18 protein-coding genes are annotated in these 22369 nt (G+C 67.6%); 9 read left to right on the top strand and 9 right to left on the bottom strand.

The genetic code is table 11. The features are described 5' to 3' along the window. The gene (locus tag GobsT_RS03755) at positions 1-555 is read right to left on the bottom strand and encodes an RNA polymerase sigma factor (RefSeq protein WP_010045915.1); all 555 of its coding nucleotides are present in this window, start codon (positions 553-555) and stop codon (positions 1-3) included. A 389-nt stretch (positions 556-944) separates the two neighbouring features. Between GobsT_RS03755 and GobsT_RS39315 the strand changes: the two genes are divergently transcribed. Next, entirely contained in the window at positions 945-1628 is a 684-nt protein-coding gene (locus tag GobsT_RS39315) for a hypothetical protein (protein WP_010045913.1), read from the top strand. A gap of 39 nt (positions 1629-1667) precedes the next feature. Here the strand turns inward: GobsT_RS39315 and GobsT_RS03765 are convergent, their stop codons facing one another. From GobsT_RS03765 to GobsT_RS03780, 4 genes are all read right to left on the bottom strand, one after another. After that, positions 1668-2774, bottom strand: coding sequence for a methyltransferase domain-containing protein (locus tag GobsT_RS03765; protein ID WP_010045911.1), 1107 nt, complete (start codon positions 2772-2774; stop codon positions 1668-1670). Positions 2775-2828: 54 nt separating this feature from the next. Beyond that, on the bottom strand, positions 2829-3482 hold the full coding sequence (locus tag GobsT_RS37455) for a hypothetical protein (protein ID WP_162542186.1): 654 nt from the start codon (positions 3480-3482) through the stop codon (positions 2829-2831). Between the two features lie 137 nt (positions 3483-3619). Beyond that, on the bottom strand, positions 3620-4201 hold the full coding sequence (locus tag GobsT_RS03775; protein ID WP_010045906.1) for a TadE family protein: 582 nt from the start codon (positions 4199-4201) through the stop codon (positions 3620-3622). 96 nt (positions 4202-4297) lie between these two features. Next, positions 4298-4876 carry a TadE/TadG family type IV pilus assembly protein gene (locus GobsT_RS03780; RefSeq protein WP_010045904.1) on the bottom strand — a complete coding sequence of 193 codons (579 nt, stop codon included), beginning with the start codon at positions 4874-4876 and terminating at the stop codon, positions 4298-4300. A gap of 159 nt (positions 4877-5035) precedes the next feature. Here GobsT_RS03780 and GobsT_RS03785 point away from each other — a divergent pair, with 159 nt between their 5' ends. Together GobsT_RS03785 and GobsT_RS03790 are read left to right on the top strand one after the other, a co-directional pair. After that, a complete protein-coding gene (locus tag GobsT_RS03785) occupies positions 5036-6403 on the top strand; it encodes a serine/threonine-protein kinase (RefSeq protein ID WP_010045902.1) in 1368 nt (455 codons plus the stop codon). Positions 6404-6424: 21 nt separating this feature from the next. Continuing rightward, positions 6425-7909, top strand: coding sequence for a serine/threonine-protein kinase (locus tag GobsT_RS03790; RefSeq protein WP_081471841.1), 1485 nt, complete (start codon positions 6425-6427; stop codon positions 7907-7909). 594 nt (positions 7910-8503) lie between these two features. Here GobsT_RS03790 and GobsT_RS03795 read toward each other — a convergent pair. Further along, entirely contained in the window at positions 8504-9001 is a 498-nt protein-coding gene (locus GobsT_RS03795; protein ID WP_010052963.1) for a DUF2203 domain-containing protein, read from the bottom strand. Positions 9002-9450: 449 nt separating this feature from the next. On the opposite strand from GobsT_RS03795, the gene GobsT_RS03800 reads away from it, so the two are divergent. Together GobsT_RS03800 and GobsT_RS03805 are read left to right on the top strand one after the other, a co-directional pair. Beyond that, positions 9451-9912, top strand: coding sequence for a PRC-barrel domain-containing protein (locus GobsT_RS03800; RefSeq protein WP_109571321.1), 462 nt, complete (start codon positions 9451-9453; stop codon positions 9910-9912). A gap of 335 nt (positions 9913-10247) precedes the next feature. Continuing rightward, complete coding sequence (locus tag GobsT_RS03805; protein ID WP_162542185.1) at positions 10248-12008, top strand: DUF4394 domain-containing protein; 1761 nt, start codon at positions 10248-10250, stop codon at positions 12006-12008. A 113-nt stretch (positions 12009-12121) separates the two neighbouring features. On the opposite strand, the gene GobsT_RS03810 is transcribed toward GobsT_RS03805, so the two are convergent. From GobsT_RS03810 to uvrB, 3 genes are all read right to left on the bottom strand, one after another. Next, positions 12122-13141 carry a HEAT repeat domain-containing protein gene (locus tag GobsT_RS03810; protein WP_010052640.1) on the bottom strand — a complete coding sequence of 340 codons (1020 nt, stop codon included), beginning with the start codon at positions 13139-13141 and terminating at the stop codon, positions 12122-12124. Positions 13142-13890: 749 nt separating this feature from the next. Then, positions 13891-14448: a thioredoxin family protein gene (locus GobsT_RS03815; protein WP_010052642.1), complete on the bottom strand. Its 558-nt coding sequence runs from the start codon at positions 14446-14448 to the stop codon at positions 13891-13893. Between the two features lie 252 nt (positions 14449-14700). Continuing rightward, complete coding sequence (gene uvrB / locus GobsT_RS03820) at positions 14701-16785, bottom strand: excinuclease ABC subunit UvrB (RefSeq protein ID WP_010052770.1); 2085 nt, start codon at positions 16783-16785, stop codon at positions 14701-14703. A 464-nt stretch (positions 16786-17249) separates the two neighbouring features. On the opposite strand from uvrB, the gene tnpA reads away from it, so the two are divergent. From tnpA to GobsT_RS03840, 4 genes are all read left to right on the top strand, one after another. Next, the gene (gene tnpA, locus GobsT_RS03825; RefSeq protein ID WP_010052422.1) at positions 17250-17699 is read left to right on the top strand and encodes an IS200/IS605 family transposase; all 450 of its coding nucleotides are present in this window, start codon (positions 17250-17252) and stop codon (positions 17697-17699) included. A gap of 690 nt (positions 17700-18389) precedes the next feature. Continuing rightward, complete coding sequence (locus GobsT_RS03830; protein ID WP_010052424.1) at positions 18390-19790, top strand: TIGR01777 family oxidoreductase; 1401 nt, start codon at positions 18390-18392, stop codon at positions 19788-19790. Positions 19791-20533: 743 nt separating this feature from the next. Beyond that, positions 20534-20941 carry an ATP-grasp domain-containing protein gene (locus GobsT_RS03835; RefSeq protein WP_071529335.1) on the top strand — a complete coding sequence of 136 codons (408 nt, stop codon included), beginning with the start codon at positions 20534-20536 and terminating at the stop codon, positions 20939-20941. Between the two features lie 80 nt (positions 20942-21021). Next, the gene (locus GobsT_RS03840; protein ID WP_010046102.1) at positions 21022-22311 is read left to right on the top strand and encodes an FG-GAP repeat domain-containing protein; all 1290 of its coding nucleotides are present in this window, start codon (positions 21022-21024) and stop codon (positions 22309-22311) included. Positions 22312-22369 lie beyond the last annotated feature (58 nt).

Raw genomic sequence — 22369 nt, forward strand, 5'->3', positions numbered from 1 at the left:
TTACACCCCCGCGAGGTCCTTGAGCCGCCGCACGATGCGGTTGACGGTGCTCAGGCTCACGTCCGTCAGCCGGACGATGTCGTCGAGCCCGTACCCGTCGCGCAGCCGCTCGGCGACGACCCGCTGCCGGCCCGAGAAGTTTTGTAACAGCCGCTCCCACCGCTCGTCGGCGATCACCACCTGACTGGGCGACGGGGCGCGGTCGGGGGGCTCGGCGCCGGCCGCGGGCACCTCCCGGGACCGGTCGTACTTCTGCGTTCCGAGCTGCTGCCGAGACATCTCAACGACTTTGTTGTGCGCGACCCGGGCGAGAAAGTTGGCGAGCGCCTGGGGGGAGGTGAAGGCGCGGCCCTCCGACGGGGCGATCAGGAACGAGGCCCAAACGTCCTGCACGAAGTCGACCGAGTCGAACCGGCTCCGGAGCTGCGGGGGCAGGCGGCGCCGCACGTTCGCCCGGATCGTCGGCCCGAACCGGGCGTACAGCTCCTCGGCGGCCCACGGCTCGCCGGCCCGGAAAGCCGCCAGCAGGGCGCCGATGTCGCGGGTGGGGTCCATCACGTCCTCCGACAACGCGCCACCGAGCCCGCGGGCGACCGGAGCGAACTCGGTACCGAATGCAACGCTATAAAGTGCTCAGCCTGCATCGTAACAAGGTCCAAGTCACCGGGCGATCGTCAAGAACCCATTTTTGTTTCGCCGGCCGTGACCGGTACGGCCGGAATCACTTCGATACTTAACGCGGGCCGCGCTCGCGCCCGGCCCGCGTTCAACTTGATTAACGGAACGCGGCGAGAGTTTATCAGGATTTCGTGAATTCTCGCGCGCTCTTTTTCGTTCACTCACGAAGCGGCGCGGCCGAGCCCGCCGCTTCGTGACGGCGGGTTCGCAGCACCACCGATGTGTCGTAAGCGCCACCGGCCCATGTTCAAACCGCGAGAACGTGTATGACCGCCGACGAATGGGACGCGTGCGCCGACGCGGAAGTCGTTCGGCAGTTCCTGAACGGCCGCTGCAGCGACCGCAAGCTGCGGCTGTTCGCGATCGCGTGCGTGCGGCCGTTCTGGGACCTGCTCCTCGCGCCGCAAGCGCGCGGGGCGATCGAGGTCACGGAGCGGTTCGCGGACGGGCTGGAAACGGAGGCGACGGCCCAGTTCGCGAGCCAGGCGTCCTGGGGCTCCGCGTCCCGGCTGGGTTCTCGGCGCCGCGTCCACACCTCGGCGGCCCACGCGGCCGGGTACGCCGCGACCCCGAACGTGGCCCACCCTCGCGTCCGCTCGGGGCTCTGGGATTCGGCCCTCGCGGTCCATTCCGACCTGGTCATCGAAGCCGGCGGGTCGTGGTTCCGGGGGCGCGAGAACGGGGAGCGGCACCTCCTGACGTTCGTGCGCGAGGTCTTCGGCAACCCGTTCCGGCCAACGGATTTTGATCCCGCGTGGCGCACCCCGGACGTCCGGATGCTCGCGGAGGGCGCGTACCTGGAACGGGCCTTCGACCGGTTGCCGATTCTGGCCGACGCGCTCCAGGAGGCGGGGTGCGACGCCGCCCCGCTGCTGGAGCACTTGCGCGACGCGCACGCGCCGCACGCCCGCGGGTGCTGGGCGCTCGACCTGGTGCTGGAGAAGACGTGACCGGCCTTCGGTGAGGGGCGCGTGCGCACGCGGCGGTTCTCAGCCCGGCTTGTTCCACACGGTCAGCACCGCGGGGAGCCCCAAGAGGCGGACCCGCGTCTGCCGCACCTGCTGCCAGCGGCAGCCCTGTAACACGCGCTTCAGGCCCTCCACTTCCATCGCCAGCAGCACCGCGCGGCCGCCCGGCTTCAGCACGCGGTCCATCTCGACGCCCGCGGCCTCGTACAGCGGGCCGATCTGCTCGATGGACGACAACTGCTTCCCGAACGGCGGGTTCGACACGATCCGGTCCACGCTCGCCGTTTCCAGCGGCAGCGCCGTCGCGTCCCAGCGGGCGAGGGCCGCCTTGCCCACGTGCTCGAGGTTCTGCGAGGTCACGAACACCGCGTTCGGGTCGATGTCCCCGCCGATCACGCGGATCTCGCCGCCGCGGCTCCGCTTCTCGGCCACGTCGAGCGCTTCCGCCAGGATCGTGCCGGCCCCGCAGAACGGGTCGAGCACCGTCATCCCCGGGCCGATGCCCGCGAGCCGCACCATCGCCGCCGCGACGGTGGGGCGGAGGGACGCGGCGACGTGGTCCAGCTTGTACGCCCGGTGCCGCATCGTGCGGTCGCTGAGCCGCACGCCGCACACGGCGGTCTTGCTGTAGATGGTGAGCCAGATCTCGAGCCACGCGTTCTCGTTGCTGTAGTGCCACCCGTGCGGGATCTTGCCCGCCAGCCCCTCGATGAACGCGGCCCGCGCGTCCGCGCGCCGGAACCCGTGCTCGCCCTGCATCTGGCACACGAGGTGGTACGTCGGCTTGCCCTTGGTTTTCGGGCGCAGCTTGTGGTGCAGCTTGAAGAGGTGGTCCCAGTCCGGCTTGCGCGCGGTCCAGGTGCGGATCGTGTCGAGGTCCTCGGACTTGTAGGTCAGCGAGTCCGACCCCCAGGCCATCAGGAACACGTCCTCGGTGGTGCGCAGCGACAGCACCTTGTCGGAGAGCGCGCCGACGCGGAACACCACCAGCCCGCGGGCCGTCTTCTTCACCTCCCCGCCGATGTCGCGGGTGATCTCGTCGGCCGCGGTGGTCTCGATGCCGCCGTGCGTCATCGCGTACAGCGGCGGCAGGGGCTTGTCGTCGGTCGGTCGGCCGGAGCGGGACATCTCAGCACTCTCGCGCGGGAGCAAACAGACATGATAGCAGGTTCCCGCGCGACTCTACCGCCGGAAGTGCGCCCGCCCCTCCTCCGAGCCGAGCATCAGCAGCCCCCACAGGCCCGCGACGGCGCCCGGGACGCAGCACAGGTGCGCGACGTTCAGCGTCGCGACCACGCACGCCAGTTGCGCGAGCCGGTAGTTCCGCCGGAACACGATCGCAAGCCCGCCCGCGAGCACGGTCGCGCTGGCGGCGAGGGCGGTCGGCAGGATCCACCGGAAGTGCCCGAGCAACTGCTCGGTCGCCTCCGCCTCTCGCGCGGCCTTCTCCTCGGGCGTGCCGCCGGGGGCGGCCTCGAGCCCCATCTTGCGCACCGCTTCGGTCTGTTTCGCGGCCCACTGCCGGCCCGCGGCGGGGTCGCCGAACACCAGGAACAGCAGGTAACCGTTCACCACCGCCCCGACGACGCCGCACACCAGCAGCCCGAACGCCGGGAGCATCAGCATGAGGTCCGGCCGGGGCGCCGGCGCCGGCCCCGGCGCCGGCCCCGGCCGCGACAGCAGCTCGGCCCCCGTGAGCGTCCCGTTCTCGCGGATCGGCGCGCGGAACTGCGCCCGGCACTCGGGGCACTGCACCTGCGTGCCGAGCCAGTCCAGCGGCACCCGCACCAGGTGCTTGCACGCCGGGCACGCGATCACTTCAGTTTCGGGGTTCATAGCGGGAGCGCACGACAGAGGGCAGGGGCTCAAGGGCAGAGATCAAACAACAGAGGGCGGAAGGGAAAGCAAGGGGGCGTCCCTCGCTTCTCCTCCCGCCCCCCGCCTTTTGATGGTTGCCCTCCGCGCTCCGGGGCTCAGCCCTCGCTGCCCATGATCGCGGTGGTCTTCACCGAGATGGTGGACGGCATGAGCAGCAGCGTCGGGAGGATCGGGCGGTAGGTGCCGTCGATGGTGACCGCGATCTTCTCCGTGAACCCGGCGGAGTTCCACGGCACCGCGTTCGCGTCCGCGTCGTTGAACGGGTCCGGGTACACGCCGGCGGTCTTGGTCTTCGGCCGGACCACCGGCGGGCTGAGGGCCAGCCCGGTCTGGTCCACCGAGTACACCGCGATGCGGAAGCTCTCGATGTTCCGAACGTGGATCCCGCCCATGCGGTCCTGGGTGTACGACTCGATGTTCTGGACCGTCTGGGTGGCGCCGGTCGCGTCGGTGTACGTGTAGTCGGTGACGTTGAAGGTGCTCGGCTTGTCCACGTTGACGACCGCGTACCGCGCGCCCTCGCGGGCCGCGTTGTTGGTCACGTGCAGCACCATCAGGAACCGGCAGTACTCGAACATGCCGAACAGGAGCATCAGGAACACGCTCATCACGAGCGCCGCCTCGACCGCGGTGAGCCCGCGGCGGTGGTGGCGGCGGCGGAGTCGGGTTGCGAGCATAGGTGTCCGCGCCGGGGGTTGGAGTCGGTAGAGGGGGAGCCGCGGCGCGTTCGCGGGCGCGGCTCCTCAACGTGTGGTCTCGGCCTTCCGCCCAAGCTACCAGGTGGGCAGGGTGCCGTTCACCTGGAACCGGTCGTCGGTGAGCATCTGCCAGGTGACCGTGAACGACACGGTGGAGGGGCTGATGAGGCCCTTATTGATCCACCGCACCTTGCTCCACGGGATGGTGATTTTGAGCGTGAAGATCATCCCCTTCTCGCCGTAGCACGGCTCCGGCGGGTAGCTGCCGAACGGGTAGTTGGTCCCGGTCGGGTCCGTCGAGAGGGGCACGTAGTCGGTCGTCCGGGGGGTCGAGAACGCGAACTCGACCGTCACGTCGCTCAGTTGCAGGTTCGTCAGCCCGGCCGCGTACAGGTACTGGTACACCGAGGCCTGAACGTTCACCGTGCCGGTGCTCAGCCGGATCTGCGTCGGCGCGCCCGAGCTGTTGATCGTGTACGCCTGGGCCGACAGCCGCGCGCCCTCGCGGGTGGCGTTGCTGACGAGCTGCTGCACCTGCACCAGCCGGCCCAGCTCCCAGATCCCGAACATGAGCGGGATCACGAACAGCATGAACACGAACGCCAGCTCAATCGCCGCGACGCCGCGACGGGCCGGCCGCGGGGAGCGGCGCATCGGATCACCCTGGTACGGGCGGAACGGGTCGGCGTGGGGCCGACGGGAACCGCTCTACAGTAGAACACGCCCCCGCCCGTGCAACCCGCGGGCGCGGAATTATTGGCCCCGGCGAATCGTGTTCTATCCTGCATTAATCCCCAACCGCCCGGGCACCCGATGCCACGCCCACAAACAGTCCATGAGCTGTTCGCGGCGCTCGCCCGCTCCCGCCTCGTCGAGCCGGCGCGGCTGGAGGCGTTCACGTCCCGGCACGCGTTCGCCGACGCCCCGGCCGCGCTCGCCCGCCTCGTCGCCGACGGGCTGCTCACGGCGTTTCAGGCCGGCGCGGTGGCGGGCGGGGACGAGGGGGCGCTGTGGCTGGGGAACTACCGCGTGCTCGACCGGCTCGGGCGCGGCGGCATGGGGAACGTGTTTCTCGCCGAACATTCGGTGCTGGGCAAGCGGGTCGCGGTGAAGGTGCTGTCCGACGCGCTCCGCTCGGACCCCGGGGCGCGCAAGCGGTTCATGCGCGAGGCCCGCGCCGCCGCCGCCCTGGCCCACCCGAACGTCGTGACGGTCCTCGACGCGGACATGGCCCACGACCCGCCGTTCCTGGTGATGGAGCACGTCGACGGGCTCAGCCTGCAGGAGGCCGTCGCGCGGGGCGGCACGTTCGGAGCCGGCGAGGCGGCGGTGGTGGGCCTGCAGGTCGCCAAAGGGCTGGCCCGGGCCGCGGCGGTCGGGCTGGTTCACCGCGACATCAAGCCGGCCAACCTGCTCCTCGACCGCACCGGGGTGGTCAAGATCCTCGACCTCGGGATCGCGAAGTTCGCTCCGGACGGCACGCACCCGCCGACGGACTGGTCGGACGTGGTGCTGGGGACGCTGGACTACCTCGCCCCGGAGCAGGCGCTCGACAGCTCCGACGTCGACGCCCGCGCGGACCTCTACGCGCTCGGCGCCACCCTCTATTTCCTCCTGACGGGGCACCCGCCGTTCCCGGGCACCGACATCCAGTGGAAATGGCAGGTGAAGCAGACCGGCGACCCGCACCCGCTGCACCAGTTGCGCCCGGACCTGCCGCCCGAACTGGCGGCGGCGGTCCACAAGCTCCTGGCCCGCGACCGCCGCGCCCGGCTCCAGACGCCCGCCGAGGCCGTCGAGGTGTTCCGGTGGTGGGCGGCGCCGGGGAACGACTTCCCGCAGCGGCTGTTCCGGCTCGGGCCGCGCAGCACCGCGCACGACCACGGCCCGCCGACCGGCGGCGATCCGCTTCCCGACACGCTCCGCATCGTGAGGCCCGGCGGGCGCGACCGCACCAAGCCCGCGCTCCCGCTGCCCGCGCCGGAGCCGCCCCGCGGTCCCGATAACGGGGTTCCGGCTCACGGCCGCGTTGCTGAAGTCGTGGTGCCCGCCGCCGAGAAGCCGCGGCCCCGTCCCGATAACGGTGCTCCGGCCCCAGAACGACGGACGCACGCCGTTGTGCTAACGATTGCGCTGATTGCCGCGCTCGTTGGCATGGCGGTGCTCGTCGCCAGCCGCTGAGCTGGTCGGCGGACCTGTGTTATGCTAGAAGCGCCCACCACTCTGGCCCTTCGGGTCCGTATGCCCGCGCCGACCAGCGTCACCGAACTGCTCGACCGGCTCCGCAAAAGCGGCCTCGTGCCGGCGGACCGGCTGGAAGGGTTTCTCGCGAGCCAGAAGCCCGGTGACGCCCAATCCACCGCCGTGCTACTGGACCGACTGGTGGCCGCCGGCCTCCTCACGCGGTTCCACGCCGACAAACTGGCCGCGGGCAAGTACAAGGGGTTTCACCTCGGCAGCTACTTGATTTTGGACCAGCTCGGCGCCGGCGGGATGGGCCAGGTGTACCTGGCCGAGCACGGGCACATGCGCCGCCTCGTCGCGCTCAAGGTGTTCCCGGTCCACGCCACCGACGACGTGGTCGCCCGCGAGCGGTTCTTCCGCGAGGCCCGCGCCGCCGGCACCCTCGACCACCCGAACATCGTCCGCGTCTTCGACCTGTGCCAGGAGGGCAAGATCCTGTACCTGGTGATGGAGTACGTCGAGGGGCTCAGCCTCCAGTCGCTCGTCACCCAGACGGGGCCGCTGGACGTGGCGACCGCGTGCCACTACGCCCGCCAGGTGGCGTTCGGGCTCCAGCACGCCCACGAACTCGGCTTCGTGCACCGCGACATCAAGCCGGGCAACCTGCTCCTCGATCGCACCGGGATGGTGAAGATCCTCGACCTCGGGCTGGTCCGGTCGGAGGCCGACAAGGCGTCGATGCTCACCAAGCAGCTCGACAACAAGAGCATCCTGGGCACCGCCGACTACGTCGCCCCGGAGCAGGCGGTGGACAGCTCGAAGGTGGACGCACGGGCCGACATCTACTCGCTGGGCGCGACGCTGTACTTCCTGCTCGCGGGGCGGCCGCTGTTCCCCGAGGGGCGGGTGGCCCAAAAGTTGGTGTGGCAGCAAGTCAAAGACCCGGTCCCGATCGGCCGGTTGCGGCCCGAGGTGCCGAAGGAACTGGCCGAGGTGGTTCACCGGATGCTCGAGAAGCGCGCGGTCGATCGGTTCCCGACCGCGTCCGGGGTGTTCGAGGCGCTGGCGCCGTTCGACCACGGGGAGGTGGCCCCGCCGGACCCGCGGTGGATGCCGGACCCGCCGCCGCGGATCGCGATGAGCCGGTCCGCGCCACCGGTGGCCGTGGTGCGCGGCACTTCGGGCGCGCGGGCACAGATCCCCGGCCCCGCGCGTCGGCCCGGAGGCCCGGGATCGTCGGCCGCGCTGCCCGCGGAGCGGGAGCCGGTCCGGACCGACTCGACCAAGATCAAGGTTTCGGAACACAGTTCGGGCGCCCCCCGGGGCACTTACCCCGAGCCGGCCGCTTTCGCCAACGACGGCGACACATCGCCGCGGCTCACGGACTCTCGCCTGCCGATCGCGCACCCGCCGGCAGCCGGCCCGACGGCGCTGCTGATTACCCTCTCCGTCGCACTGGTGCTGGCGCTGCTCGGTATCGTGATCTTGCTGCTGCGAAAGTGATGTGGTGCAGCGTGGCCGCCGCAGAGCTTTCAGAATGGTTGAACGCGCGCACAAAATAACGCGGGGCGGGCCGAAGCCCGCCCCGCGTACCAAGCATACTTACGGGTCCCGTCCATCCCTTCGGTAGCCTGGCAGCCTAAACCGCTCCCCCCTCGGAACGGTAAAAGCCCAACGTGAAGAAGCTCCCGAACCCGCACAAAAACTGAGGGCCGGGGCACCTCGTTGTTCGGCCGTTGTCGGCCGCACTTCGGGGCACACCAACTTCATAGACCATTGCCGCTTTCGGTGCAAACGGCTGAAGGTAAAAAATACAAAATGTCAGTACTGGACGGCGCTCGCGAGTGACAGAACCGCTACCACTCGAACGCGACCTTCGCGCTCGGCCGGAACAATTGCTACGACGCGAACGCCGAGTGACCGCGATCGAGCATCGCAAGAGGTGAGGCCTCGGCTGCGAGGAGCGTCAAGAATTCAGTAACGGCTCAACACTGGCAGAGATGAACCGCACGTTGACACGGCGGAGCAGGTCTAAAAACAGCGACACCGCAGTTAGGTGACTGCGGTGTCGGAGCACATCGTTATGCGGGCACGGGGTTACGGCTGGTTGCCGCGGTACCGGGTCGCGTTGACGGTATTGGACTTATCCCAGTCGGCCGGGATCGGGCGCCGGGACTCTTCGTCTGCGTAGTGCCAGTGGTTCAGCGCCTCTTCGTTCGCCAGCCACGAGAACGCTGCGGTGCGGCCGTTCACTTTTGTGGGGAAGTCCACTTCTCCCACCTCATCGTCCACAAGCGTAAGGCCGAGCGTGTTCAATTCGGCCACCGCCGTGGCCCAACTCTTCTCGGCGGCTGCGATTTCGTCGGCCACTTGGTAGCGGCGCTGGCGCTCTTGCCACACGAGGTCGCGGCGGTGCCGTTCCAGCCGCTCCTGCTCCGGCACCAACCGGCTCAGCGCCTGCCGGGCCGTCTGAACATCAGCCACGATGCTCCGCACCAGCGGCAGCATTTGGCGCGCGGTCGCGAGGTCCAGGGTGACCTCTTTCTTGCGAGGCTTGCCCGCCGAGTTGCTCGCGCGGTTGGGCGTGTTGCTCATTTGGTGGCTCCCGGAGTGTGAGGGGCACGGCGGTCGCCCCTCTGTCACCATTCTAGGAGCGCCCGCAACGGCAGAATGTCGCACGGACGCGGAATTGTGACAGAAGGTTCGGGGCCGGCCCCGTGTACTGAATTCGATGATTCCGGCCACAGATTCGGTGCGGGAAGTTCCGCTTTTGTGCTGATACCGCGCGGCGTTTCGCAAAAGAAGGTCAGTCGCGAACTTAGTTGAGTCTGAACCGACCCGAGGCGGGGGCTTTCAGCGGTTGGGTAACGGGCGCCGCCGGCGCCGCGAATCGTCCCGCCCGATGACATACAACGGCCGCCCCGATCCTTGCCCACAGGGCCGGGAAAAGTCCCTCGCCCGGAGTCGGGGCACCAGAGTTGCTAACCGTGGCGGCACCGAACGCGTGAACCGCGTCCGGCACCTCGCCCGTCACGGAGACGTTCATGCTGAAAAATACCCTGCGCGCCGCGACCGCCGCTGCTCTCCTGTCCGCCGTACCGGTTTTCGCCGCGGACCCGCCCCGCGCCGTGTCGGCCCAACCGGCGGTGGGTGCGTCCAACTCGTTCCGCGCGAAGCAGGTGCTCGGGACCAAGATCCTGATCGCCGGCAACACCGCCATCGGGACCGTCGAGGACCTCGTGTTCGACGACGCCGGCAACCTCGAATACCTGGTCGTCTCGACGGACGCTAACAAGCTGGTGAGCGTCCCCTGGGACGCGGCCAAGTGGGACCTGGAGAAGAAGGTCGGGACGCTCAACCTCACGGTCGAGCAGTACAAGACGATCCCGACGTTCACCGCGACCACGTACCCCAGCTTCTACACCCCGGTGTATCGGACTCAAACGTACAAGTTCTACGGGCTCACGCCGCGCGAGCTGCGCCGGATCGAGCGCCGCATTCCGTAGCGGTTTCCCGTCACAACCCGGCGGGCCGGTGCGCAGGTTCGAGAACCTGTGTGCCAGGCCCGCCGGGTCGTTTGAATGAGCTGCCCGGGCGACTGGTGTCGGACAAATGGGCGGTTTGGAATGATTAGGGCAAATAAAGCGTTGACGCCGGGTATTCACGCGGTTATCACAAGTTCCGTTCGTACCTTAACACTCTCCGACATCTTGATTCCTGGAGTACTGACCTGATGCTCTCGCGCTTCCTCTCGCGTCTCCGCCGCGTCGCCCCGGTCACCCGCTCCTCCCCAACAGCCCCCCCCCGCGGTCTCAGGCTTGAGGCGCTTGAATCACGCGAAGTGCCGGCCACCGTGTACGCCCTCAGCGCCAACAACATCCTGCTCAAGTTCGACTCCGCGTCCCCGAACACGCTCGCCGCGACCACCACGGTGGCCGTGCCGGCGGGCGAAACGCTCCAGGGCATCGACTTCCGCCCGCGCACCGGGCAGCTCATCGGGATCACGTTCCCGACGGCCAGCACCGGCGACAACCCGGCCAAAACGTACTCCATTAACCCGAACACCGGGGCTGTGACGCTGATCGGCACCAGCGCCACGGTCACGGGCGGGAACGACTCGACCGCCAACGACATTGACTTCAACCCGACCGTGGACCGCATCCGGTTCGCGAGCGCCGCGCTCGGCAACGCCCGCATCAACCCGAACAACGGCGTGCTGGTCACGAACGACGTCGGCATCACGCCGAACACGACCGAGATCATCGGCCTCGCGTACGACCGCAACACCGACCGCGCGAGCACGGCCTACCCGACCACGCTGTACGTGATCGACCGGGCGACCGGCACGCTGGGGCGGCTCGGCAGCGTGGACGGCGCTCCGAACAGCCCGACCGGCGGGGTGTACACGCAGATCGGCGCGCTGGGCGTCACGCTGAGCGCGACTCTTGAGGGCGGGTTCGACATCGTCGAGGCCACCGGGGCCGCTGGGACCGCTAACAACAACGGCCTGGGCACCGCTTACGCCGCCCTGGCCTCGACCGACGGGCAGACGCGGTTCTACTCGATCAACCTCACCACCGGCGCCGCCACCCTGATCGGGCTGGTCGGCACCAACGGGGCGGAGGTGTACGACCTCGCGGTGGTGCCCGAGGGCACGGTGGTGGTGGGCTCGGGCCTCGGCGCCAACGGCGACGTGCGGCTGCTCGACCCGGCCACCGGCGCGCTGCGCACCGCGGCGCCGATCATCCCGTTCGACGGGTTCAAGGGCGGGGTGCGTGTCGCCACCGGCGACGTGAACGGCGACGGCGTGCCGGACGCGATCGTCACCGCGATCGAGGCCGGTAACGGGCACATCAAGGTGTTTAACGGCATCACCGGCCAGCAGTTGACCGGCGCGATCGGCAGCTTCTTCTCGTTCGCGGGGTTCGCGGGGTCGGTGAACGTGGGCGCCGGCGACGTGAACGGCGACGGGTTCGCCGACGTCCTCGTGGTGGCCAACGGGGCGAACGGCCACGTGAAGATCTTCAGCGGCCTGGACGGCACGCTGCTGAACAGCTTCCTCTCGTACCAGAGCTTCCTGGGCAACGTCACCATCTCCGCGGCCGACTTCGACAACGACGGCCTGGAAGAGGTCGTCACCGCGGCCGCGATCAACGGCCACACCAAGGTGTTCAACGGCGAGACCGGGACCGCGTTCGTCTCGGCCAGCTTGCCGAGCTTCCAGAACAGCTTCCTCGCGTTCAGCCCGTACCTGGGCAACGTGTCGGTGGCCGTCGGCGACGTGAACGGCGACGGCACGCCGGACCTGGTGCTCGGCAGCGGCCCGGGGGTGCGGTTCAACATCCGCGTGGTGAACGGCCGCGACGGCACGCTGATTAGCAGCTTCTTCGTGAACGACTTCGGCACCACGTTCACCGGCGGCGGCTACGTGGCCCTCTCGGACTTCAACCGCGACGGCCGGTACGACATTCTCACTACCCCGGGCGTGGGCATCCAGGCGTCCGCCGTCGCGATCGACCCGCTGACGGGGACGAAGCTGGGCAGCTTCACCGCGTTCAGCAACTTCCTTGGCGGCGCCACCGTGGCCGCTTCCCGGTTCTGATTCACACCGCCGGAAGTGCAACGAGCCGCGGCCGCCGGGGACAGCCCCCGGCGGCCGCGGCTCGTTGCACTTCCGGCGGTCACCGGGGCTGCGGCGATTCCGCCGGCACGGCGTCACGGGCGCTTGCGCCCGCGGATCTGGTTCACCGCGGACAGGGCACTGTTGCGGGCGCCGATGTCGTCGGTGGCCTGCGCGAACTGCTCCAGTTCGTTGACCGCGGTCGGGCCGCCCACCTTTAACAGGATGTCGATCGCGATGAGACGCACGGTCAGGTCGTCGGCGCGTTTCAGCAGCACGAGCCCGGCGGCTTCGGCGTGCGGGCCTCCGATTTCTTCCAGGGCCTGCTTCGCCTGGTTCGTTTGGCGGTTCGGGCGGCCGATCAGCGATTGCGCCGCCCGGGCCGTTTCGGCGTCCTTCCAGTGCGACAGCAGGCACAGGGCGCGGTACCGCTCCTCTTCGCTCTGCGACCGGATCGCGTCCAGACACACCTGCCGCGCCTTTGCGTTATTAGGGGTCGTATCCCAGGACACCAGCGCGGCCATCGCGCCGAGCCGCACCGTCCGGTCCTCGTGTTTGCACAAGCCTTCCAGTTCGACCGCGATTTCGGCCCGGTCGCGGGCGTCGACCGAGTGAATCGTGTCCGACTTTGCCAGCAGCCCGAGCGTGCGCACCAGCCCGCCGTAATCGCTCCGCTCGCGGTACGTCCGCAACTGGGCGAGCACGGGTTGCGTGGACGGGTCCAGGGGCGTCGGCCGCGGCTCGGCCTTCGGGGCCAGCGGCTGTGTCAGGTCCGCAACCGCCGGCACGATCAGGGAGAGCGCCACCAGTGCGGCCCCGGTGAGCACGAACCGGAGCGGCCGCAGCTTCGCGTACTTCTGCTGAAATAGGTAATATGGCGTGATGACCGGGACCGCGCACAGCCGGCCGCGCACGGCACTGCGCATGGCCGTCAGCCGAACGATCCAGGCATAGCCAAGGGTGATCTGCAGGGCACCGGCCCCCAGCACGACCCACCGGTTCGCCGGCCCGGTGAAAAGTGCGGCAAGGAAGAACGCAACGCCCAGACCGGTCAGCAGCATCCACAACGCGGTGGACGGGCGCAGATCGCGACGCGGGGCCGCGCGGGGCTTCATTCGGGCGGTCAACGCGTTCGTGAGCGCCGCTGCAATATCCGCCTGGGTCTGAAGTTGAACCGGTTCGCTGTACCGGGGCGGCGGGGTATCGCCACCTGTTTGGGGCAACGGGGCTGTCGGCCGGACTCGTTGCAGCGGCGCAGGCGCCGATTCCCAAGTCGTTTGTGATGGGAGATTTAGCGTCGCAACCGGGGCGTGGCTGGGCTCTTCCTCAATGGCGGGAGCCTGTTCAAGGGGGGGAGAAACGCGTCCCATCGCGGCAATCGGTTCAGGCTCGCTGTGCGGATGACGCTCAGTTGCCGCGGCAACGGGCTCCATTTCCGGTTCGCGCACCGGTTCCGGCAACGGCACGTGCGAAGGAGCAGGTGCAGGTTCGGGAACCGTAAGTTGCGGCTCCTGAACGATTTCTCGTTCGGCGGCCGCGGACACAATCGGTTCCGCTGGCACGTCCAATGTGTGAAGTGGGTCTCCAGTTGCGGTCAACCAGAGGGCGGGATCGGCCGGAATCTGATGGGGCTTCAGGCACGCTTTGCACACGCTCGCCTGCCCGACACGTCGCTCGTGAACCGCAGTCAGGAGCGAGCAGTGCGGGCAGCGGTACCGAATCATCGACAGCTCCGGAGCGGACGAACGCGCTACGCCTTCATTCAGATCGGTTGGACGAGCAGTTAAAACCAATTCTAGCTTACGCTCGGGGCTGAAGAGCCACAACCCGAACGTAACGAGCCGCCCAACCTGCCAAAATTCACTCAATCACCGTGTTTCGCGCGGAGCCGGGGGGACAGGCGCAAGATGCACTGCACGCGCTCGAGTTGGTCGAGCCACTCCTGAACTACCGCCTTCTGGACCGGGTCGTCTCCTTTCACGAAGCCGGTTGCGCAGCCTTCGCCGGTGAGCTGGGCGACGAGCGCACGGTAGCGGGCCAGCGTGCGCTCGCCGTACCGGGCGACCTCGTGGCCGTCTTCTGAGAAGAAGACGGCGACCGGAACCCGGTTTCCGCCGTTAATTTGCAGCGCGGCCTGCGCGTCGGCGTGCTCGTCGCGGTCGATGTATCGAACGACGACGTTCGGATTGATTTCGGCGATCCGCTCGAAGATGGGGCACTGCGACGAGCAGTCGCCGCACCAAGCCCCGGCGAGAAGCAGGACGTTTGTGCGTCGCGTGAATGTGCGGACCAGTTCCTGCTGCGGCCCGGTAAGAACCGTTTGCGCGGCCGCGGCCTGCCAGCGCGCGCGGTGTGCGTCGGTGCCGTACTTCAGGAACTGCGCCAGCGGCAGCCCCGCCTCGAACTTGGTGAACAGGTTCATTGTGTGGCTTCTTACGGATTGTTCCGGCACGAACGGCGCTTTCGTCGGCGCCGGGACGAGATGCGCCGGCGTTCTGAACGCCGGCTCCCGCTAACGAATGATACCGAATCCGATTGAAGGGTGACTGCATTCTGTAGCCGGCCTCTGTGAGGCCGGTGCGACACCACCCATGTACACCGGCCTGACAGAGGCCGGCTACAGAATACGGTGTGGATACCAATTAATACGACAGCGGCGCGCCGCCGCTCGGGGTCAGGCGTTCTTCCGCTTGGCGCGTCGCTTCGCCCCGGCCGGCTGACTGACGGGCACCGTCTTGTTGCCCAACACGCTCGGCGGTGCGGCGTCGCCGTGCTTCTTGCGCAGCTCGGTTTCGAGCCGCACGATCTGGTCGCGCAGCGCCTGCGCGCGTTCGAAGTCGAGCGTTTTGGCCGCCTCGAGCATCTCCTCGTACAGGCTCTGAACGTACTCGACCGTGACGTAGTCTTCCGCCGCAGCGCTGCTGCCGGTCGCGGCCGCCTGCGCCATCTGGTGCGCCTCGATCTCGTCCTCGATCTCGTTCTTGATCGCCGTCTTCACCGTTTGCGGCGTGATCCCGTGTTCGGCGTTGTACGCGAGCTGGATCTCGCGCCGCCGGTTCGTTTCGTTCATGGCCCGGCTCATCGAGTCGGTCACCACGTCGGCGTACAGGATCACCTCCGCGTTCACGTTCCGCGCGGCGCGGCCCATCGTCTGGATCAGCGACTTGTCGGACCGCAGGAAGCCCTCCTTGTCGGCGTCGAGGATGGCCACCAGCGACACCTCCGGCAGGTCGAGGCCCTCGCGGAGCAGGTTCACCCCCACCAGCACGTCGAACTGTCCCTCGCGCAGCTCCCGGAGCACCTGAATGCGTTCGATCGCGTCGAGTTCCGAGTGGAGCCACTTGCACCGCATCCCGGCGTCGCGGAAGTAGGTGGTGAGGTCTTCCGCCATGCGCTTGGTGAGCACCGTTACGAGCGCCCGTTCGCCCTTCGCGGCCCGGGTGCGCACCTCGGCCTCCAGGTCCTTGACTTGCCCGCGGGCGGGCTTCACGTGGATGACCGGGTCGACCAGCCCGGTCGGCCGGATCACCTGTTCGACCACCTCCCCGCCGACCTTCTCCAGTTCGTAGGGGCCGGGGGTCGCGGAGAGGCACAGGCACTGCGTCATCCGCTTCTCGAACTCGTCGAACTTGAGCGGCCGGTTGTCGAGCGCGCTCGGCAGCCGGAACCCGTGCGCGACCAGCGTTTCCTTGCGGCTGCGGTCCCCGAAGTACATCCCGCGGACCTGCGGCAGCGTGACGTGCGACTCGTCCACCACGAGCAGGAAGTCTTCAGGGAAGAAGTCGATGAGCGTGTACGGCGCCTCGCCGGGCGCGCGGCCGCTGAACCAGCGGGCGTAGTTCTCGATGCCGGAGCAGTACCCCACCTCGCGGAGCATGTCCAGGTCGTACCGGCAGCGGGCCTTGAGCCGCTCCATTTCCAGCAGCTTGCCCTCGGTCTTGAACTGCTCGAGCCGCTGGTTCAGTTCCTCTTCGATGCCCTTGATGGCCGCCTGGACGCGCTCCTCCGGGGTGACGAAGTGCTTCGCCGGGTAGATGTAGAGGTCGTCCAGCGGCCGGATCGTTTCGCCGGACACCGGGTGGATCACCGACAGCGTCTCGACGTCGTCGCCGAACAGCTCGATCCGGTACGCGAACTCCTCGGACGCCGGCCACACGTCGATGGTGTCGCCGCGGACCCGCACCGTCCCGCGCTCGAACGCCACGTCGTTCCGCTTGTACTGGATGTCGATCAGCCGCAGGAGCATGTTGTCCCGGTCGAGCGTCTCCCCCTTGCGGACGTAGACCATCATCCGCTTGTAGTCGGAGGGGGACCCGAGGCCGTAGATGCACGACACCGACGCGACGATGATGACGTCCTCGCGGCTCACGAGGGCGGACGTGGCGGCGAGCCGCAGCCGGTCGATGTTCTCGTTGATGCTGGAGTCTTTTTCGATGTAGATGTCGCGCTGCGGGATGTACGCTTCGGGCTGGTAGTAGTCGTAATAGCTGACGAAGTAGTGGACCGCGTTGTTCTTGAAGAACCCTTTGAACTCCTTGTAGAGCTGGGCGGCGAGGGTCTTGTTGTGGGCCAGCACCAGCGTGGGCTTGTTCGCGCGGGCGATGACGTTGGACGCGGTGAACGTCTTCCCGGTGCCGGTGGCGCCGAGGAGCACCTGGACCTTTTTGCCGTTGGCGAACCCCTGGGTAAGCTGCTCGATGGCTTTGGGCTGGTCGCCGGCGGGCGCGTAATCGCTGGTGATCTGGAACCGGGCTGCCATCGGCGCGTCTCCCGTGGATCGGGCGGAAAAGAATTGGTAGCGTAACGCCGCGGGCGCGGGTTTGGAAAGGTCAGTAGGGATGTGATGTTTATTGTAATTTTAGCCAATAGCATTCAAGGCAAGTTTGGGATTGTCACCTCTGGGAGCCCAGGGTTGTCACCCTGGGCAATGATCCCGCGCCCCGTTGGGGCGAGAGCCAAATAAATCAGATGTGGGCGATTGATTGCCGACTCGCACGCGAGGATGATTGATGCCATCTCTTCGCCCCAACGGGGCGCGGGATCATTGCCCAGGGTGACAACCCTGGGCTCCCAGAGGTGACAACCCTGGGCTCCCAGAGGCGACAACCCTGGGCTCCCAGAGGCGACAATCCTGGGTTCCCAGAGGCGACAATCCTGGGTTCCCGGAGGTGACAACCCTGGGCTCCCCGAGGTGACAAACCCCGGATCATTGCGAGGCCGCCCATGCCCCAATCGTTCGCGTGCCTGCACGTCCACATCGTGTTCAGCACCAAGTTCCGCGAACCGCTCATCACCCTCGACTTGGCCCCGCGACTTTACAGCTACCTCGGCGGCGCGGCCCGGATCGCCGAGGCACCGCTCATTGCGGTCGGCGGGATCGCCGATCACATTCACCTGCTCGTGTCGCTCGGCCGGTGCGGGTGCGTCGCGGATCTGGTCCGCGACCTGAAGGCGAACTCGTCCGCGTGGGTTCACGCGACGTTCCCCGCGGCGCGGTTCGCGTGGCAGGGCGGGTACGGGGCGTTCGCGGTCAGCAAGTCGAACGTCGAGGCGGTGCGGGCCTACATCGGACGCCAAGAGGAGCACCACCGCAAGCAGAACTACCAGGACGAGTTCCGCGAGTTCCTGACCCGGCACGAACAGGAATGGGACGAACGATATGTGTGGGATTGAGACAGCCGGGACAACTCTGGGGTAGCGTCCACCTCGCGAAATTGCTTTCCGGACGACATCTGGAACCACTGCCGCGATGCAAACGCCGCAGTGGTCCGCGTCGATACCCCCCCGCCACGTGACGCGCCGCCCGCGGTGCCATCTGCCGAATGGGGCAGCGCGTCGCGGCAACGGCGGTATCAACCTCCGTTGCATGAAGCGGCTTGATGTGGGGGCGCGACCGGTCGCAACCGCGCCCTTCGACAACCCGAATGCCCGATGATTTTGGCGGAACTTGTGCGATGAGCGGCTCAATTCACCGGGGACGTAGCGGAGTATACGGCGTGTCACCGCCCGCAAGTAACGGGGGCACTGATGGGACGCCGACGGGACATTCGCTGCCGGTGGGCGGGTCACGGACTGGCAATTCGCTGGTTGGTTGCTACCACGAATTCCACGCTTCAACGCTCGGAACGCGGCCCCCGCATCATTCAGGTGGGAAGATGCAAAGAGTTTTGGCGTTAAGCTTTGCATCCGCTGCCTCGCGAGCAGGGTGATATTTCCCGCGCTCGAATCCGGGCTTCGGCTCGGAACAGTGAGGGACAAAAGAGCGGGAATGACCGACTTGCGACGACGTGGGCCGGTGCCCGGTGGTGGCCGGCGCGCCTGTTGCGGTTCACCAACTGGCCGCGCCGAACTTGAGGTCCGCTCATGCCCGATGATGTGTTCACCCTGCGTTCGCCGATGCCCGTGTCGGCCGACGAACTGTACGCCTGGCACGCCCGCCCGCTCGCGTTCCGGCGGCTCGCGCCGCCCTGGGAGGATACCCAGGTCGTGAAGCAGGAGGGTGCGTTCGGTACGGAGGGATTCCGCGTCACTCTGCGCACCAACGTCGTTGGTCCGGTCAGCGGCACGTGGCTCGCCGAGTCCTACAACTTCCGCCCGGGACTCGGGTTCAGGGACCGTCAGCTCGAGGGGCCGTTCGCGGCCTTCAACCACAACCACGAGTTCATCCCGAATGGCCCGGACCACTCATTCCTCGAAGACCGCATCGAGTACCGCGTCCCCTTGGGGTGGCCCGGGCGGGTACTCGGGAGCGGCATCGTCAAGCGGCGGCTCGCGCAGGTGTTCGCCTACCGACATTTCATCACCGCCAGCGACCTCGCCCGGCACGCGAAGTTCGCCGACCGACCGCGCCTCACGGTCGCTGTTACCGGCTCGCGTGGGCTGGTCGGCTCGGAACTCGTGCCGCTGCTCACCACCGGCGGGCACCGGGTCGTTCGGCTGCTCACCGGCGACGCCCGCCCGCCCTACGACGACGGCACTACGTGGACAAGCTGGAAGCCCGACGCGCCGCTCGCCTCTTCTGCCCTTGAGGGCGTAGACGCACTGGTTCACCTCGCTGGTGACAACGTCGCTGAGGGGCGCTGGACGGCCGCCAAGAAACAAAAGATCGTCGACAGCCGCGACGGCCCGACCCGGGCGCTCGTGCAGTCGCTGGTGGCGCTCCCCGCCGAGCGCCGGCCGAAGGTGTTCGTGTGCGCGTCGGCGGTGGGATTCTACGGGGACCGCGGCGAGGAAGAGCTGACCGAGGAATCGGCGGCGGGCACCGGTTTCTTTCCCGAGGTGACGAAGAAGTGGGAGGAGGCGTGCGCGCCGGCGCGCGACGCCGGTATCCGCGTCGTCAACCTCCGCATCGGCGTGGTGCTCTCGCCGAAGGGCGGGGCGCTCGGGAAGCAGTTGTTGGCGTTCAAGGCCGGCGGCGGGGCCGTGCTCGGGAGCGGAAGGCAGTTCGTCCCGTGGATCACCGTGAACGACACGGCCGGCGCGATTTACCACACACTGATGAACGAGTCGGTGAGCGGCCCGGTGAACATCGTCGGACCGAACCCGGTGACCAACCGGGAGTTCACCAAAGCTCTGGGCCGCGTGCTGAACCGGCCGGCGTTCCTGTGGCTCCCCCGGTTCGCGCTTCGGGCGCTGTTCGGCGAGATCGCGGACGAGGCGCTGCTCGCGAGCATGAAGGCCCGCCCCGCGAAGCTCGCGATGACGGGATTCACCTTCAGCCATACCGAACTGGAACCGGCGTTGCGGTTCTTGCTCGGACGGTAGTGCCGCGGTATCATGCGGTGTCGGTCGGGCCGGCTCAGGTTTAGCTCGCTGCGTTGCAGCAGGCCGATGTTGCGTCGGCCGAGCCTTTGTCATGCCACCCCGCGCGGGGAGCGCTGTTCCAGCGCCGCTATCGGAAGTGCTCCTGAACGTTCAGGAGCAGGCTGGATCATCCCCGCCAGCCGTGGTTCCGCTCCTGAACGTTCAGGAGCACTTCCGGCGGCGCCGTGAGCGCTCCACGACACAGGTCCAGAAGTAGACCACCGGCCCGACCGACACTTTCCGCATCTCCGCTCGCCCGCACGTCTCGCATCTGAATCCTTCAACTACCCCGGAGCTTCTTATGCCCACCCTGATTGTGGCGGGTTCGCCCCCGCGCGCTTCCGCCAACGGCCCGGTGCCATCTGCCGGATACGACCAACGAATCAGCGCCGCGGCGCTCGACGCCGGTTGGTCGGTAATCCGCTCGTCACGCGATTGCGTGCCGACTAATGTGCCGGAACCGGTGGTGTACGTGACGACGGAACTCGCAGTGCTGGCCGCGCGAACGCTCGACATCGCTTTGCTGGAACCGCCGTTCGATCTGCTTACGCGGGTTCCGGGGCGGTTCCTCCGCCGAGCCGTTGGGTTCGCGACCTTTGCCGACCTAACGCGACTTCAGAAACGAACGTTCGTGAAACCAGCCGATCCGCTCGATAAATGGTTCGACGCCGGACTGTACGCGAACGCGCGCGACATCCGCACCTGTGGTGCGCTCATGTCCCGACGCCCCGGTTCTGCTCAGCGAGCCGGTCGAGTGGTCGGTGGAGTTGCGGTACTTTGTGCTGGAAGGGCGTGTGATCGCGGGCTCACCGTATCTCTCTTACGGGCGCCCCGCGTGGCGCCGCACGGACGCATCAGGTCCGCTGCCCACTGCGGGGCGACCGTTGGTCGAGCAACTTTGTGCGGACATGAAAGACCGGCTGCCGCCGGTGTTTGTGGCTGACGTGGGACTGATCGAGGACCGCGGTTGGGCGGTGGTGGAGTTCAACCCGGTGTGGTCGGCCGGGTTGCTGAATGCCGACCCGGGTGCCGTGCTTCCGGCACTTCAGCGGGCCAGCCGGCGCCGCACCGAACTGACCGACGACGACCGCCGCTGGGATTTGCCAAAGTGACACCGAACCAGCCCGTTGCGTTCGTGCGGCCGCGGCCGCATAATTCACCGCTGTCACACCCCAGAAGGAACCTCTCTAACATGCGCCTCGCACTCACCCTCACACTCACCGCGGCCGGGCTGACCGCCGCGCTCACCCCGTCGGCCGCCGCGCCCAAGGCCGGCGAGCCAGTCATCACCTGGAAAAAGACCGTTCTCGACACCAAGTTCCGGTCCGAAGGCGTGGCCGTCGCGGACGTGAACAAGGACGGCAAGATCGACGTACTCAACGGCGAGTACTGGTACGAGGCGCCGGACTGGAAGGCCCACGAACTGCAACCGTTCATGGACCACAAGGACGGGTTGCGCAACTACAGCCGCGTGTTCGCGTGCTGGACCGAGGACCTCAACGGGGACGGCTACGCGGACCTCATCGTGATCGACTTTCCGGGCGCACCGTGCTACTGGATGGAGAACCCGAAGGGCAAAGCGGCTGGCGAAAACGGCAAGCCGCTGCACTGGAAGAAGCACATCATCTGGCACTCCGCCTGTAACGAAACGCCGCTCTACACGGAACTGACTGAGCAGGGTAAGCGTGTCCTCATCATGGGCTCGCAGCCGAAGGGCAAAGAGACCGAAGGGCAGATGGCCTACTTCACCCCCAACCCGAAGGACCCGACGGCGCTGTGGGAACTGCACCCAATCAGTGAGCCCAGCGTCGCGCCGGAAATGAAGGACGGCAAGCCGGTTCCGAACACCGGGACGGAGATCCCGGGCACGCGGAAATTCAGCCACGGGCTGGGAGTCGGTGACATCAACGGGGACGGCCGCGCCGACGTGATGTGCGTTAACGGGTGGTGGGAACAGCCCGAGAAGGCCGACGGAAAAACGGCCTGGAAGTTCCACCCCGCCAACTTGGGCGCCGCCGCGGCAGACATGTACGCCTACGACATGGACGGCGACGGCAAAGCCGACGTCATCAGCTCTTCCGCCCACCAGTTCGGCATCTGGTATCACAAGCAGCGCGCCACGAGCAAAGACGGCCACCCGACGTTCGAGAAGGTGGACCTGTTCCCGAAGCTGGTGAGCGAGACCCACGCAGCGCACTTCAAGGACATCGACGGCGACGGCCGCCCGGACCTCATCACCGGCAAGCGCTGGTGGAGCCACGGGCGGGCTGAACCGGGCTCCGACGGTCCGGCCGCGATCTACTGGTTCAAGAACACGAAGGGCGCCGACGGGATCGTCAAGTTCACCCCGATGACCATCGACGAAGATTCCGGCATCGGAACCCAGTTCGAGGTCGCGGACATCAACGGCGACGGGTTGCTCGACGTGATCTCGTCGAACAAGAAGGGCGTCCGAGTGATCATTCAAGAACGGAAGAGGTGATCTCGGGCCGACGTTTCCTAGCTCAACACTGTGCGGGCGTGAAGCAACGGAACCCGTT

The organism is Gemmata obscuriglobus (genome assembly GCF_008065095.1).
Taxonomy (GTDB): Bacteria; Planctomycetota; Planctomycetia; order Gemmatales; family Gemmataceae; genus Gemmata; species Gemmata obscuriglobus.

What these genes read in the sequence shown, in the direction of transcription:
- GobsT_RS03800 (WP_109571321.1), top strand. Translation starts at nt 9,451, where the DNA reads ATGCTGAAAAATACCCTGCGCGCCGCGACCGCCGCTGCTCTCCTGTCC.
- GobsT_RS37455 (WP_162542186.1), bottom strand. Translation starts at nt 3,482, where the DNA reads ATGAACCCCGAAACTGAAGTGATCGCGTGCCCGGCGTGCAAGCACCTG.
- GobsT_RS03765 (WP_010045911.1), bottom strand. Translation starts at nt 2,774, where the DNA reads ATGTCCCGCTCCGGCCGACCGACCGACGACAAGCCCCTGCCGCCGCTG.
- GobsT_RS39315 (WP_010045913.1), top strand. Translation starts at nt 945, where the DNA reads ATGACCGCCGACGAATGGGACGCGTGCGCCGACGCGGAAGTCGTTCGG.
- GobsT_RS03795 (WP_010052963.1), bottom strand. Translation starts at nt 9,001, where the DNA reads ATGAGCAACACGCCCAACCGCGCGAGCAACTCGGCGGGCAAGCCTCGC.
- GobsT_RS03775 (WP_010045906.1), bottom strand. Translation starts at nt 4,201, where the DNA reads ATGCTCGCAACCCGACTCCGCCGCCGCCACCACCGCCGCGGGCTCACC.
- tnpA (WP_010052422.1), top strand. Translation starts at nt 17,250, where the DNA reads ATGCCCCAATCGTTCGCGTGCCTGCACGTCCACATCGTGTTCAGCACC.
- GobsT_RS03830 (WP_010052424.1), top strand. Translation starts at nt 18,390, where the DNA reads ATGCCCGATGATGTGTTCACCCTGCGTTCGCCGATGCCCGTGTCGGCC.
- uvrB (WP_010052770.1), bottom strand. Translation starts at nt 16,785, where the DNA reads ATGGCAGCCCGGTTCCAGATCACCAGCGATTACGCGCCCGCCGGCGAC.
- GobsT_RS03815 (WP_010052642.1), bottom strand. Translation starts at nt 14,448, where the DNA reads ATGAACCTGTTCACCAAGTTCGAGGCGGGGCTGCCGCTGGCGCAGTTC.
- GobsT_RS03780 (WP_010045904.1), bottom strand. Translation starts at nt 4,876, where the DNA reads ATGCGCCGCTCCCCGCGGCCGGCCCGTCGCGGCGTCGCGGCGATTGAG.
- GobsT_RS03755 (WP_010045915.1), bottom strand. Translation starts at nt 555, where the DNA reads ATGGACCCCACCCGCGACATCGGCGCCCTGCTGGCGGCTTTCCGGGCC.
- GobsT_RS03810 (WP_010052640.1), bottom strand. Translation starts at nt 13,141, where the DNA reads ATGAAGCCCCGCGCGGCCCCGCGTCGCGATCTGCGCCCGTCCACCGCG.
- GobsT_RS03790 (WP_081471841.1), top strand. Translation starts at nt 6,425, where the DNA reads ATGCTAGAAGCGCCCACCACTCTGGCCCTTCGGGTCCGTATGCCCGCG.
- GobsT_RS03840 (WP_010046102.1), top strand. Translation starts at nt 21,022, where the DNA reads ATGCGCCTCGCACTCACCCTCACACTCACCGCGGCCGGGCTGACCGCC.
- GobsT_RS03785 (WP_010045902.1), top strand. Translation starts at nt 5,036, where the DNA reads ATGCCACGCCCACAAACAGTCCATGAGCTGTTCGCGGCGCTCGCCCGC.